The organism is Niabella sp. ZPM-14, from assembly GCF_055693045.2.
Genome location: NZ_CM181148.1, coordinates 1,285,592 through 1,299,548 on the forward strand (window position 1 = coordinate 1,285,592; position 13,957 = coordinate 1,299,548).

The following is a 13,957-nucleotide window of genomic DNA, read 5'->3' on the forward strand; positions in this document are numbered from 1 at the left end:
GAATAAGTTTAGTATAAGCCAGGTTGATTATTGTAAGTTGTAGGTGAATGCCAGGTAATAAAGCCCGCCGATGCTGGGATTGCCGATGGCGTTGGTATAATACTGATTAAAGAGGTTATTAGCGCCGAGCTTCACCTGTGATTTTAAAGCCGGCAGTTTGTACAAAAGCGCCGCATCTACAACGTGGATCGGATTGAGCGTGCCCGAGGCAAAATCTCCCTCAAACACTACTTTGTCCTGCCAGCGCCAGTTCAGGTTGAACCCGAACAGATCGCGGGGACCAAAACCGGAATTGGTCAGACCCAGCAGGGTCCGGTATTTGGGCGCGTTGAATGAGGAACGGAAGTTATCAGGGACATCCTTGATCTCATCAGAAGAGATATTTCCGTTGACCGAGAAGTTGGACGGCAACCTCCAGTCGAAGCTCATTCCCCAACCAAAGGTTTTTACTTTTGCATCTGAATTTACCACCACCGATATGCCGCGATACACCTCGGGATTGCTCGCGTCGTAAAACTGGACCACATCTCTCCTGCCAATAAAATTTTCATAAGTGCCGGTATAGACATAGGCATCGACGAATATCTTTTTCGCAAGCAGTGCCTTATAGCCTAATTCATAACTCACCACACTTTCCGGTTTCACTTCCTTATAAGTTACCGGGATACGGTTATTCGGATCGGCGATAAATTCCGGTGCGGAATATCCCGGGTTATTGATCAGGTTGTACGCTTCCCAGATAGCCCGGTTGCCACCGATCAAGGTGCCGCTACCCACCGCCAGGTTGATCCATTGCTGCTGTGTGCTGGGAAAGCGATAAGCCGTCTGGTAAGATAAACGGATATTATGATCTTTTGCGGGCTGTATCACCGCGGTAAACCTGGGCGTGAACCGGCCTTTGAAATACTCATTCTTATCATACCTCCCGGAAGCCGTCACTTTTAAGCGGTCTTTGATCAACTCCTTACCCAACTGCACGTAAGCGCCTACTTCATTGATCCTGATCGGACCATTGGGCTCATAGAACAAGGTACTGTCGCTGTCCAGTACAAACTGGCGCCAGTTGCCACCGGCCAACAGCTCCACTGCATTATTTAATAAAGATGAAAAATTATACTGTCCTTCGGCCACGTACAAGTCTGATTTATCGAGGAACAGACCACCGTTCTGAAAGATTGGTTTCAGCCGCACTTCATCCCATAGCTTGTTGAAATCTGCCGAACCCGCGTCGGGCCTGCCTATATCCGCCACAGCGCGCGCCATGTTGTGCGCTTCCAGGTCACCCATGCCTCCCATCTTTGCATTCAAATAAGCAAAACCATATTCCTGGTACCATTGCGTGCTCGGCTTCCACCGTTCGTTGAACTGTCTTGCCGTGGCCGTGAGATTGTGAGATTCGCCGGCGTTCTCCTGCGTCGTATAAACTCGGGCAAACCAATCGTCTGACCGGAATTCTAACTTGTACTGAGCAATCTTCAGATCTTTTAATGAATAACGGTCACTACCCGTGTAGATCGTGTTACCTGTACCAAACTGCCCCATTAAAATCGTCTCGATTTTCGGCGTGATCTTATAATGCAAAGCGCCGGACAACTTGTAGTTAATCGTATTGGGATTGGCCAGTTCATTTTCGGTGTATCCTGTACGCGACACCGGAATATTTTCAGGAAGTTGATTGATATAGGATTGCCAGAAGGGCACCTGTGCACCAATAGCATTCAATACCAGCGAGCGCAGGTTGATCGTGGTCTCGTCGCCATATACATTGATGCCGTCATAGTTGGGATCCGTATCCCGTGTGCCATCTTTGATCATGCCGTTCGTCCCCACACGACCGTAATTACGATAGTCTCTGGCCAGCCAGTCCCGCGCATGGATGTATTCCGTCGTGATCTTGTAAGCAAATCTCTCTGATACTTTATGGGCCCAACGCACTGCATAGTTCTGATAAGGCGAAGCGTCTCTCCATTTATTGCCCAGGTTCATCACGCCTCCTTTCACCTGGAACGAAAGACCCGTATAGTCGAAAGGATTTTTACTGTTGACCAGCAGGGTTCCGTTCATGCCGCCCGATCCGTATAACGCCGAAGACGCGCCAGGCAGCAACTCCATGCTTTCCACATCCAGTTCGCTTAATCCCACCACACTGCCTACAGAAAAATTCAGCGCGGGTGCCTGGTTGTCGATCCCGTCTACCTGCTGATTGAAGCGTGTGTTACCGCTGCCCGCAAAGCCGCGCGTAGTGGGTGATGTAAATGTGAGCGAAGCATTCACCACATCTACGCCTTTCAGTTTGCCGATAATATCATAATAGCTGGCGGTAGGTGTGTTTTTTATGGTGGCCGCACTTACGCGTTCCACGGTGACGGGCGATTCGATGAGCCGCTCCGTAAACCTTGAGGCGGAGACAACCACTTCCTGTCCCAACACAGGTTTCAATAAAACGGTAATGAAATCGGTATTTACTACAACCACATCCTGTGTCTCGTAGTTGACCGAGCTGACGGTCAGGGTCGCAGGCAAAGCGGATACCGCTATCTCAAATTCGCCCTGGTCATTAGCGACGGTGCCGGTGGTGCTTCCTTTAACGGTGACGGAAGCTGCGGGAACGCCCACTCCTCCTTCAACGCTTTTAACAACCCCCTTTACTGTCTGGGCCCTGGCGGTGGACAGGACACACAGCAATGTCATGGTAGCGAGCAATCGTGCAAAGGTTTTCATCCTTATGTGTTTTTTAGTTTTCTATGGTCGGTCCGATCAGTTATCAGTGGACAACTCCCGGATAGAACGGCCTGATGGAACGTTTTGGGTACATTGTTTCATCAGGATCGTTTCATGTTTTTGTTTTTTCCTACTGCCAAATGCCCGCCGGATCTTCATCGGGCATCCGGCCAGGTAGCCTGGTTTAAAGAATCTCTTTTATTGATTCAAAAAAAAGAGATCATTCAATGACAATTACACTATTAAAATAACACTTGTTAGTTGATCAGCAAAAAATATTTCGTTGGTAACGAGTTCTTCCTCTATGATGACCGGGTCAGACGGTGACCGTCGGACCCGGTCATCATTCAACCTTTTCACTTATCAATGATCCTTACTATTTTCGCGCTATGTCTGAATTAAACTTTCCGCAGCAAACACATTTCTACCGGGGAAAGGTAAGAGATGTTTATACGATTGGTGACCGGTTGTTAGTGATGGTCGCCTCTGACCGTATCTCCGCATTTGATGTAATTTTGCCTAAACCTATACCTTATAAAGGCCAGGTACTGAACCAGATCGCTGCTTACATGCTCAATGCTACCAAGGATATTTGTAAGAACTGGTTGCTGGAAACCCCAACCGCCAACAGCTCCATCGGCTACAAATGCGAGCCGTTTAAAATTGAAATGGTGGTGCGCGGACACCTGACCGGGCATGCCTGGCGAACCTACAACAGCGGAAAGCGGAGCCTGTGCGGTGTGCCCCTTCCGGAAGGACTGAAAGAACATGATGCGTTTCCCACTCCGATCATTACGCCAAGCACCAAGGCCAGCGAGGGACATGATGAAGATATCAGCAAAGAAGAGATCATTGCGCAGGGGCTGGCCACCGAGGCGGAGTGGCAACAGCTGGAGCAGCTGGCGCTGGCGCTGTTCAGACGCGGGCAGGAACTGGCTTTGAAGCAGGGATTGATCTTGGTTGATACAAAATATGAGTTTGGCAAACTGGGCGACGAGATCGTATTGATGGATGAGATTCATACACCCGACAGTTCCAGGTATTTTTATGCAGACGGCCCGGGTGGTTATCACGATGAGGAGCGCAAAGCAACGGGCAAGCCGCCCAAACAGCTCAGTAAAGAGTTTGTCCGCGAGTGGCTGATTGAAAATAACTTTATGGGCAAAGAAGGCCAGCAGGTCCCTGAAATGACGGAAGACTGGATCAATACGATATCCGGCCGGTATATCGAGTTGTACGAAAAAGTGATTGGCGAGGCTTTCCAGCCGCAGGTAGTAAGTGATGAGGAACAGCGGGATAAAATTTCAAAGGCGCTGGAGACTTATTAGTTAATGATCCTCATAATGACCCAGTAGTGCGTAGACAATAACCCTGTTGCGCACTACCTGATAAATCAATCTGTCTTTTTTAGTAATCCGTCTCGACTAGAATCCCTGCCATTCGTATCTCAACTGTTCTGGTTGTCCGATTCCTGAATAGGGTGTTTGTTGAATTGATTTCAGCAGCTTTTGAATTTTGGACTGAACAGATTTATTGCCAGACTTTTTCCACACCATTAAATGGGAAAGCGCCGTGTCAGTAAAAACTATTTCCATAAGGTATCCAGTTCTATCTTCGTGAGCTTACCGGCCTTTGCTTCCCTCACACTTTTTTTCATGTTGGCGAGCCAGTCTTTATTATAAGATACGTCAATTCCTACATCTTCAAGAGGAACTATCACAAAAGACCCTTTCGAATTGTGCACAATCACTCTTTCCGTTTTTGATTTATCTAAAAACCCCTTCAGGTTATCTCTAAATTGAGTAACCGAAATTATGAATGTTTTCTTCTTGTGTTTTGTAGTAGGCATGATACACTTTTATCGAATTAATAAAACGTACGGAATATAGTACGAAATTACTTACCAATTCTTCGCTCTAACCCAATAAAAGGGCCGCAATAGTTGCGGCCCTTGTTTTTTATAGAGAACGGATACACTGCTATTTAATTGCGCGGAGACTATTAGGTCTTTGTCTGGTGCTCATCGATTTCGAAACGATACCACCACAATATTGGTTCTCCGCTTTCGAAATCGCTACTGTTCTGCTGGCCTCGAATTCCACCAGCGTAGCACGCATCACATAACCATCAAGGAAATTGTCCGAGCCTGCGTCATTGAAATAATCACGGGTTCCCAGGTTATTGTAATTCCCGTAAAGATAATCGTCAGGGAAAGGGTAATCATTGGCCGAAGTAAGACTGCGCATGATCGCGTAAGTATCCCCGAGATCCACTACAAAATAGGCACAAACATCGGAGCTCCATTCTACCGTACCTCTTTCCTGGGAATACCAGTATTCGCGGTCATCGTTAGGTTCATCATAATGGTAATCTCTTTTTCGGCAGCTTGCCAGTAAAACAACACCAGCTAATATCACCAGCGATATGGATATAAATCTTTTCATTTTTATACGTTTAGTAGCTTAAAAAAATATTATCGAGAGCTCTTTGATAGTAAGAGCATCCGGAAGGGAAAACGGTTTGTCAGGCGTTGTTAAAAAACTTATAATAAATGTTTTACCGGCGCGTTTGCTCAGCCTCCTGCCCTGCTTCTGCTCTCTGATGAATTATAGCTATTTTTATACCAAAGAAATGGAAATTGGAAATGTTCAACGTAAAGGTTGGCCATTTCGGGAACAGTTGACAAGCGCGTCCTTCCGGTTTCATCAACTGATCCTGTAATAAAAACATAAACGAATGAAAACAATTATCGTCATTGCCATAGTATGCTTCGCGTTCCTGCTCACGCAAAAGGTTCGGGCACAGCAACTCATCATTGGCACCTACACGAATGACAATGAAAGCGAAGGCATTTATGTTTTTGATTTTGACCTGACAACCGGCGAGGCAAAAAAGGCAGGTTCTGCCCGTACTGATAATCCTTCTTACCTGGCCATCAGCAAAAACAGCGACTTTATTTATTGTGTTAACGAAAATACCGAAGGAAGTCTGTCCTCCTTTTCCTATAATAAAAAACAAACGGCGTTCACTCCTTTAAACCGTCAGAGTGTTAATGGAAGCGCGCCTTGCTATATCAGCATAGACCCAACCGGCAAGTGGTTGTTTGCAGGCAATTACAGCAGCGGCAACTTAACGGTACATCCGTTGAACAGCGATGGATCCATCGGCGCAGTGCACCAGATGATCCGGCATCAGGGCAGCGGCCCCAACCGGGAACGGCAGGAAGGCCCTCATGTCCATTGCACTTATCTATCGCCAGACAACAAGTTTCTCTATGTTCCCGATCTGGGGATCGACAAAGTGATGATCTATCCGTTTGACGTAACTACCGGTCACTTGGATACTAATCAAACCGAAGCCATTACCATTCCTGCCGGCGGCGGTCCGCGGCATATCGTCTTCACCTGCAGTGGCCGGTATGGCTACATTATCGAGGAGCTGTCGGGCGCCATTACCGTCATCGAACGAAAAGGCAATCAACACCATACCGTTCAGCGAATCAATAATTTACCCGAGGCTTTTAACGGCGCGAGCGCAGACATACACCTCTCGCCTGATGAAAAGTTTCTTTACACCTCGCATCGGGGCAACAGCACCCTGCAGATCCATCGCGTGAACAGCAAAACCGGTCAACTCACTTACGTAGGAGAACAAGCCACGGGTGGCAACTTCCCCCGAAACTTCACCATTCATCCCTCAGGACGTTACCTGCTGGCAGCCAACCAGAAATCGAACAACATTACCATCTTTATAAGAGATCTGAAAACGGGCCTGCTCACCAATACCGGGAAAAGTATTAAAGTGCCTTCACCCGTTTGCCTGAAGTGGATTGAGAAATAGCTGACAGATCACGAATAGTATATCACCCGCTATTTTTGCTTTGGCGAAAAACCTGTGGTGTTGTCAACCCTCATCTGTCATCTGTCAACTGTCAACTTATTTAATACCTTTGCCGCCTGTTGTCTACGAGATCAGCACATACCTTATTGGTCAAGCAATTAAGCAAAGAGCTCGGCTTTGACTATTGTGGCATCGCGAAAGCCGTCCGCCTGGATGACGATGCGAAACGGCTGGAGCAATGGCTGCACAAGGGCATGCACGGCCAGATGAAGTACATGGAAAACCATTTTGATCTGCGCATAGACCCCACGCGGCTGGTGCCCGGCGCTAAGTCTGTCATCACGTTGCTACTCAACTATTTTCCTGCTCAACAACAAAACCCGGAAGCGCCCAGGATCTCCAAATATGCCTATGGCCGCGATTACCACGAAGTGATCCGGGAAAAGCTGAACGAATTCCTCTTCCGCCTGCGCGAAAAAACAGGCGAGGTCCAGGGACGAGGTTTTGTAGATTCTGCCCCGGTCCTGGAAAGAAGCTGGGCTAAAAGAAGCGGCATTGGCTGGCTGGGAAAAAACGGGAATCTTATCACCCGGAAGAACGGCTCTTTTTTCTTTATCGCCACGCTCATCACGGATCTTGAACTGGATTACGACGATCCGTTTGCCAAGGACTTTTGCGGCTCCTGCACCAGGTGTATCGACGCCTGCCCCACGGGCGCTATTTTGCCGGATAAAGTGGTAGACGGCAGCCGGTGCATCTCTTATTTCACTATCGAACTGAAAGACATGCTGTTGCCTTCAGAAATGAGCCATCATTTTGATAATTGGATGTTTGGGTGCGACACCTGCCAGGATGTTTGTCCCTGGAACCGTTTCAGCAAGCCCACAACGGAAGCCGCTTTCCATCCATTACCAGAGGTGCTGAACCTGTCTACTAAAGAATGGGAAGCCATGACAGAAGATGCTTTCAAAAAAATATTCAGGCATTCTCCGATGAAAAGAAGCAAGTTTAAAGGCATCCAGCGGAACCTCACCTTTTTACAAAGCTGATTGCCACACGCTGCTGAACGAGTGTGAACAACTTCTCTTGATTTCAAGTATCTCATCAAATATATTCGCAGACACGTTCAGTGCGCGTCGCGCGATGATAGAGCCCGAATGAAAACGAACCTAACGGTGTGCGCCCTTTTTAATCAATCAATTCAAAACCTATCTATAAAAATGCGAAACATAGTATTAGACCTCGCCGTCACCCTCGACGGATTTATCGAAGGACCCAACGGAGAAATTGACTGGTGCATCATGGATGATGACATGGATTTTGATGCTTTCCTGAATAGCGTGGATACGATCTTTTACGGAAGGGTCAGCTACGACAGCTGGGGCAATTTTCAGCCTGATACAAATGCCCCTGAAAGCGAGCAGTCCTTTTGGAAACATATTCATTCCAAAAAGAAATATGTGTTCTCCAGCCAACCGGCCACTGACGATCGGGCCACTTTTATATCGGATCAAATAGCGGAAGCTGTATCAAAAATACGCAGTGCGGACGGTAAGCACATTTGGTTATATGGCGGTGCACAACTGATCAAAACCTTCATAGCGCTCGACCTCATTGATATTTACAGGATATCTGTTCATCCGACCGTGTTGGGTCAAGGCAAGCCTTTGTTTGAGGGGCTTCGCGAACGGCTGAACCTGAAACTGCTGGAAGCTAAAACTTTCCGGTCGGGTGTCGTGCAACTGATCTATCAACATCAGCGATAATTGTATTCTCTGTTATAAAACGCTTTCTTATGCCTGCTATCTTTCACGAACTGATCATTGAAGCCCCTGCCTTAAAGGTTTACGAGGCGCTTACGCTACAGGAAGGACTGGCCGCCTGGTGGACACCGCAAACCACTGCCGTCCCTGAATTGAACAGCGTCGCCAGGTTTGGCTTCGGCGACAATTATTTCAAAGAAATGAAGATCACAGCACTGGAGCCGCCGGAAAGCGTGCGCTGGCTGTGCCTTGCCGGCGCTGACGAATGGATCGGAACCGATATTCAGTTCTCGCTTTGGCCGGGCAACGAACCGGCACTGCTGGACCGGCATCCGGAAGCTGCGGATCAGATCCGTCAAAAGGCCATGACAGGCGAGGGCACATTGTTAACACTGAAACACGATCACTGGAAAAGCTATTCACCCATGTTTGCAGAATGCAATTACACCTGGGGCCGGTTTTTAGGCAGCCTGCAAGCCCACTGCGAAACCGGTAAAGGATTTCCGTGGCCACAGCAACATAAAAGATAGCGGGGTTTATCTGGTCAGACCGAGACGCCCGCCTGTACCTTTCGGGCAGGGTCTGACCCGCTCTTATGCTACGTAACCCTGTTTCCGATTAACCGATACGCCGTAACTTTATGTACTATGAAACTTTTTGCGGACAAGGATTCTATCGTCAGGAAAATATGGGGCAAGAGTGATACGATCCTTTTTATTTTCGCCGGTGCAGCCGCGGAGTTTGCTTTAAACAAGGCCGTGGACTGGCTTTACTTTACAGGCAAGCTACCCTCCGATCCCATCGGGCGGCTGTTCTCCACGGTGAGCTACGCGAAAGACATTGTTTTTTCGCCCGAAGCCGACGCTCATAAAGCCATTGACCAGATCACCCATATTCACCAGGCAATCGAAAACAGCCGGGGCTTTGCCATTCCTGACTGGGCTTACCGCGATGTATTATTCATGCTTATTCATTATTCCATCGCGGCCTATGAATTACTGGAGCGGCCACTTTCCACAGCCGAGAAGAACGAGGTATACCACGTGTTTTATAAAGTAGGCGCCAGGATGGGCCTGAAGGAATTACCACTTACTTACGAGGAATGGTTGCCCGCACGTGCAGCGCACCTGGCCAATGACCTGCAAAAAAGCGCCTACACTTCAGACCTTTTCAAACAATACAAAAAGCATCTCGGCACCACCCGTTATAAGATCTTAGTGGAAGGACAAAAGCTTGTCGTGCCGCCAAGAGTGAAAGAATTATTGCGTTTTGGAAATGGCTCCTTTTTAAAGCCAGCGGTACCGCTTTATAAGATCAGCAAACGGCTCAAGATGGACCGACTGATCCGCGATATCCTGTTACCGGCTCAATACAAAGAACGCATTAACCGGCTGGATGTTGAACCGGATTAGATGATGCGCTACAATACCACGTCAAGCAACAATACCGCTACCAATCCCGCTACGCCTACAATGGACTCCATAAGGGTCCAGGTTTTGAAAGTATCCTTTAGGCTCAGGCCGAGGTATTCTTTAAACATCCAGAACCCCGTATCATTGACGTGTGAACACATCAGGCTTCCCGCACCGATGGACAATACCATCAGTTCGGGACTTACATTCATGGCAGCTACAAACGGCTGAACGATGCCCGCAGCGGTCAAACCCGCTACAGTGGCGGACCCTATGGCGATCCTCAACACGGTAGCGATCAGCCAACCCAGCAGAAGCGGGTTCATAGCGCTACCCCGGAAGAAAGCAGCGATGGCATCGCCTGTTCCGCTGGCGATCAAAATTTGCTTGAGGGCTCCGCCTGCTGCGGTGATCAGGATGATCGGCGCGATAGCACCGATAGCAGTCGCCGAACTATTCATCAGGTCACTCACCTTTTTCCCGCGCCGCACACCGAGCAACAACACCGCCAGCAACACGGCGATCAGCAATGATATGCCGGGATCACCGATAAATTTCAACCACTGGTAGCCATTGGATGATTCAGCGAACGAGGGCAGCAAAGCCGTAGCAACGATGAGCAATATCACCGGTATCAATGCAATAAAAAGACTGATACCAAATCCTGGCAGGTCTTTCATCTGCAGAGCATCGTCGTTAAAAATACCTTTAGGCGGATGCGCTACCACGTTTTTGATTCGCTCGGGAAAAACAATCGCTGCCAGCACAAGAATGGGTATCACGATGGCTAAGCCATATAACAAGGTCAGACCGATATCTGCTTTAAAAATATTGGCGATCACCACCGGCCCCGGATGTGGTGGCAGGAAACCATGGGTTACCGACAGCGGCGCCGCCATCGCAATGGTAAGATAAACAAGCGGCGCTTTGGTGGTATAAGCAATGGCAAATACCAGCGGTATCAAAACAATAAACCCTGCATTGTAAAACAAAGCCAGGCCTACGCAGAAGCTGGTAATGCAGACGGCGAGCTTCGCACGGCCTGCACCAAATACGCGGAGCAACCGCTCGCTAATGCGGGTCGTCGCTCCCGTTTCAGTCAGTATACTACCGAGCATCACACCGAATCCCAACACTGTAATCACAGGGCCCAATATATCCCCGATCCCTTTTGACACGGACGCAATGATCCCATCCGCCTTCATCCCATTGGCAAAACCAATAAGCAACGCGACCACGATCAGCGCTGTAAAGGCATTCAGCTTAGCGCCCCCGATCAATAACAATAACAACAGAATTCCGGCTATAAGTATGAACACGGCGGACATAGCATTCGTTTTTAAAAAGGTTAAGTGAACCCATGCTTTCAGGAAGTCGTTGACTGATCTTACATTAAAAATTTAACGGATCGCCTGCAGACCCGCCGACACGGTGTCTTCCAGGCTTCCGGTCACCTCAATGGTAATCACATCTTCCTCGGCTTCGGGTTCCTCTAATGTTTCAAACTGGTTCTTTAATAAAGCTACAGGCATAAAATGGCCGGTGCGCTGAAGCATTTGCTGATACACGCGATTATATCCGGCTTTCAGATATACGAACCTGGGTCCGCTGATGCCGGTTCTCAACCGCTGCCGGTATTGCTTTTTCAGCGCTGAACAAGCGAGCACCATGCTTTTCCCAGCGTGCTGAAGCGCCTTTGCCTCCGCGATAATAATGGCAAACCAACCAGCACGGTCTTCATCAGTCAAGGGAATGCCTGCCTCCATTTTGGCGATGTTCTCCGGCGGATGCAAATCGTCACCATCTTTAAATACCGCGCCGGTAGCCGCGGCCATCGCCCGGCCAACGGAAGTTTTACCGCTTCCTGAAACACCCATGATGATGATGACTCCCGGCTGCATAGGACTTTCTATCGTTTAGAATATTTGATTACTTAACACTGAATATAAAACCCACACCATATACGTTCTCGATCTTCACACGCCTGGAATCTGCAAGCAGCTTGCGCAGGCGGGAGATAAACACATCCAGGCTTCTGCCCAGGAAATAATCGTTCTCGCCCCAAAGCTGCACCAGTATCTCTTCCCGCCTGATCACTGTGTTCTTATGTTGATACATGTATTCCAGCAACGACGCTTCCCTGACCGTAAGCGATATACTTTTGGAAGCATTACCTACTGAAATTTTAAAGAGATCTTTCTTAAACACGACATCGCCGATATGAATGGTATTAGTTGCTTCATGCTGCACCGGCTTTACCTGGCTGTTGCGCCGTAAGATATTGGTCACGCGCAGCACCAGCTCGTCAATATCAAAAGGCTTGTTGATATAATCGTCGGCACCAAGCTTCAGACCCGTGATCCGGTCTTTCTTTTCATTCCTGGCCGTTAAAAAAAGGAAAGGGATATCCGGCGCTATTTTTTGGATCTCCTCTGCCAATTCAAAACCATTCATCCCGGGCAACTGCACATCAGTGACCAACATGTCATACATCCCCGTTTGCTCCCTGAAACTTTCTAACGCTTCTTCCGCCGTGGTCTTCAGTTCCACGTCGAAGTTCATCAACTGAAGATATTGCCGGACCACATTGCCCAGGTCTATTTCATCTTCAACAAATAGGATCTTACTTTTCATCCTTCATTTTTTACGTGCAGCTTTGCTGCGATTTTCTGGCCGTGTGCGGCTCAAGGGCATGGAGTGGTTCGGGCTTCATTCGTTATTGCAACGCTTATTGGGCTCCTGGCTATCGCTTGCCAATCGTCAAAGCGGAATGATAATAGTGAAATCCGTACCTTCCTTTTCAACCGTTTTTATATCAATGCTCCAATGGTGGGCTTCTATACATTGTTTCGTGTAATATAAACCAAGGCCAAGACCTTTGATCGCTTTGTTATCCACCAGTTTTGTACTCCTGTAAAATTTTTCAAAGATATTCTGAAAATCCTTTTGAGGAATACCTACGCCATTATCCGCAATATGCACCTCCAGTTGCCTATCCGTTTCAGTTGTGAATACATTAATTCGTTTCAGCGAGCTGGTATTATACTTGAGGCCATTCTCAATAACATTCAGGATCATGGTGGTCACCCAGAATTTATCCAGTAATATTTCATGGCGATTGCCGGAATCGTTGAAGCTGATCTCCACCTTTTGATTATCGGCCTGTATCATATAATCGTTTACGATCTGCTGTAAAAAATATTCGATAATGACCGGCTCCTTCTGCAAGGTAGCTTCGTTCATCACTGTGATGTCGATCACCTGCCGGAACAGATTATTCAACCGCTCCGACTGGCGGCCGATCACCGCGGTAAGGGAAGCAACCATTTCCGGATGATCTCTCACCTGGTCCTTCTCCAATGTTTTGTTAGCGACAATGATGGCTGAAAGAGGCGTCTGGAACTCATGATTGATGCTGTTTACAAAATCTGATTTCATATCCGCCAGCTTCTTTTGTCTGAGCCAGTTTCTGAATGTGACGTAAAAGATAATAGCCAGTGTTAATATAGATAGAATTGACAGCAGCAACGTGGGTAGCATCTGCCGGATGATTGCGCGGGTGCGGTGCGGCGTATCGGTGTACAATGAAAATGCGATCCTTGAAGAATAAGCGGTGGGCGTGCTGATCGTAATTGCAGAAACCAGGTTGGACGGATTCGGATTTTCGAGCGTCCCGCTGATCACCGCACCGTTTTTCTGGTAACGCGCGTCAACGTAAGGATATTTGCTCGATCGGTCATAAAGCGTCACATATTGCTTACCATTAAACGTGATGGCGATCTGCTCCACCCGCGACAACCACACCAGGTCATCTTCCAGCTCATTCGTTTTTATAATGGCCTGCATCAGGCTGTCTACATTGCTTTGGCGGCTTAGCGCGTGAAAGATACTGTCACACACTTTTTGAGTAAATATGGAAAAGCGATCCGCGTCAGTTTTAAACAACTGCTCCATCTCATCCATATTGCGGATCAGGAAACTGTCAATGATAGCTTGTCCGCCCGGAAAGATCTTGTCGTTTCGTATGGCGTAATTATAATCCTCCCTGATCTGACCCGCTTCAGCAATGAAAAACTGATCGTTCTTCAACTCGTAAGTATTATATACTAAAAAGTATTGCACCGCAGCCAACACGATAAAGCTGGCGATGGCAACAAACCGGAGCCTGAGGATTGCTGATTGCATAGCGTTCAATAAAAATTTAAAACTAATGATCCCGAT

14 protein-coding genes are annotated in these 13,957 nt (G+C 47.9%); 6 read left to right on the forward strand and 8 right to left on the reverse strand.

Features of this window, described 5'->3' with window-relative positions; translation table 11 throughout:
• Positions 1 to 27 precede the first annotated feature (27 nt).
• Complete coding sequence (locus ACU37H_RS05460) at positions 28 to 2,721, reverse strand: TonB-dependent receptor (RefSeq protein ID WP_472705849.1); 2,694 nt, start codon at positions 2,719 to 2,721, stop codon at positions 28 to 30.
• 389 nt (positions 2,722 to 3,110) lie between these two features.
• Between ACU37H_RS05460 and ACU37H_RS05465 the strand changes: the two genes are divergently transcribed.
• Entirely contained in the window at positions 3,111 to 4,049 is a 939-nt protein-coding gene (locus ACU37H_RS05465; RefSeq protein WP_472705847.1) for a phosphoribosylaminoimidazolesuccinocarboxamide synthase, read from the forward strand.
• Between the two features lie 96 nt (positions 4,050 to 4,145).
• Here ACU37H_RS05465 and ACU37H_RS05470 read toward each other — a convergent pair whose 3' ends face one another.
• The 3 genes from ACU37H_RS05470 to ACU37H_RS05480 all read right to left on the reverse strand — a co-directional run bounded on the left by ACU37H_RS05470 (position 4,146) and on the right by ACU37H_RS05480 (position 5,165).
• Entirely contained in the window at positions 4,146 to 4,316 is a 171-nt protein-coding gene (locus tag ACU37H_RS05470) for a type II toxin-antitoxin system YoeB family toxin (RefSeq protein ID WP_472705845.1), read from the reverse strand.
• Entirely contained in the window at positions 4,307 to 4,570 is a 264-nt protein-coding gene (locus ACU37H_RS05475) for a type II toxin-antitoxin system prevent-host-death family antitoxin (RefSeq protein ID WP_472705843.1), read from the reverse strand. The genes ACU37H_RS05470 and ACU37H_RS05475 overlap by 10 nt, the downstream gene beginning before the upstream one ends.
• A 130-nt stretch (positions 4,571 to 4,700) precedes the next feature.
• Positions 4,701 to 5,165 (reverse strand): hypothetical protein, encoded by a 465-nt coding sequence (locus tag ACU37H_RS05480; protein WP_472705841.1) that lies wholly within the window; start codon positions 5,163 to 5,165, stop codon positions 4,701 to 4,703.
• Between the two features lie 292 nt (positions 5,166 to 5,457).
• Here ACU37H_RS05480 and ACU37H_RS05485 point away from each other — a divergent pair, with 292 nt between their 5' ends.
• The 5 genes from ACU37H_RS05485 (at position 5,458) to ACU37H_RS05505 (ending at position 9,736) form a co-directional block, all read left to right on the forward strand.
• Positions 5,458 to 6,561, forward strand: coding sequence for a lactonase family protein (locus tag ACU37H_RS05485; protein ID WP_472705839.1), 1,104 nt, complete (start codon positions 5,458 to 5,460; stop codon positions 6,559 to 6,561).
• 119 nt (positions 6,562 to 6,680) lie between these two features.
• On the forward strand, positions 6,681 to 7,610 hold the full coding sequence (gene queG, locus ACU37H_RS05490) for a tRNA epoxyqueuosine(34) reductase QueG (protein WP_472705837.1): 930 nt from the start codon (positions 6,681 to 6,683) through the stop codon (positions 7,608 to 7,610).
• Between the two features lie 171 nt (positions 7,611 to 7,781).
• On the forward strand, positions 7,782 to 8,327 hold the full coding sequence (locus ACU37H_RS05495; RefSeq protein WP_472705835.1) for a dihydrofolate reductase family protein: 546 nt from the start codon (positions 7,782 to 7,784) through the stop codon (positions 8,325 to 8,327).
• A 29-nt stretch (positions 8,328 to 8,356) separates the two neighbouring features.
• Complete coding sequence (locus tag ACU37H_RS05500) at positions 8,357 to 8,854, forward strand: SRPBCC family protein (RefSeq protein WP_472705833.1); 498 nt, start codon at positions 8,357 to 8,359, stop codon at positions 8,852 to 8,854.
• A 117-nt stretch (positions 8,855 to 8,971) separates the two neighbouring features.
• Positions 8,972 to 9,736 (forward strand): oxygenase MpaB family protein, encoded by a 765-nt coding sequence (locus ACU37H_RS05505; RefSeq protein WP_472705831.1) that lies wholly within the window; start codon positions 8,972 to 8,974, stop codon positions 9,734 to 9,736.
• 8 nt (positions 9,737 to 9,744) lie between these two features.
• Here the strand turns inward: ACU37H_RS05505 and ACU37H_RS05510 are convergent, their stop codons facing one another.
• The 4 genes from ACU37H_RS05510 to ACU37H_RS05525 form a co-directional block, all read right to left on the reverse strand.
• Positions 9,745 to 11,064: a gluconate:H+ symporter gene (locus ACU37H_RS05510; RefSeq protein WP_472705829.1), complete on the reverse strand. Its 1,320-nt coding sequence runs from the start codon at positions 11,062 to 11,064 to the stop codon at positions 9,745 to 9,747.
• A 72-nt stretch (positions 11,065 to 11,136) separates the two neighbouring features.
• Positions 11,137 to 11,637: a gluconokinase gene (locus ACU37H_RS05515; RefSeq protein WP_472705827.1), complete on the reverse strand. Its 501-nt coding sequence runs from the start codon at positions 11,635 to 11,637 to the stop codon at positions 11,137 to 11,139.
• A 28-nt stretch (positions 11,638 to 11,665) separates the two neighbouring features.
• On the reverse strand, positions 11,666 to 12,370 hold the full coding sequence (locus tag ACU37H_RS05520) for a response regulator transcription factor (protein WP_472705825.1): 705 nt from the start codon (positions 12,368 to 12,370) through the stop codon (positions 11,666 to 11,668).
• Between the two features lie 126 nt (positions 12,371 to 12,496).
• Positions 12,497 to 13,921, reverse strand: coding sequence for a sensor histidine kinase (locus ACU37H_RS05525; protein ID WP_472705823.1), 1,425 nt, complete (start codon positions 13,919 to 13,921; stop codon positions 12,497 to 12,499).
• Between the last annotated feature and the right edge of the window lie 36 nt (positions 13,922 to 13,957).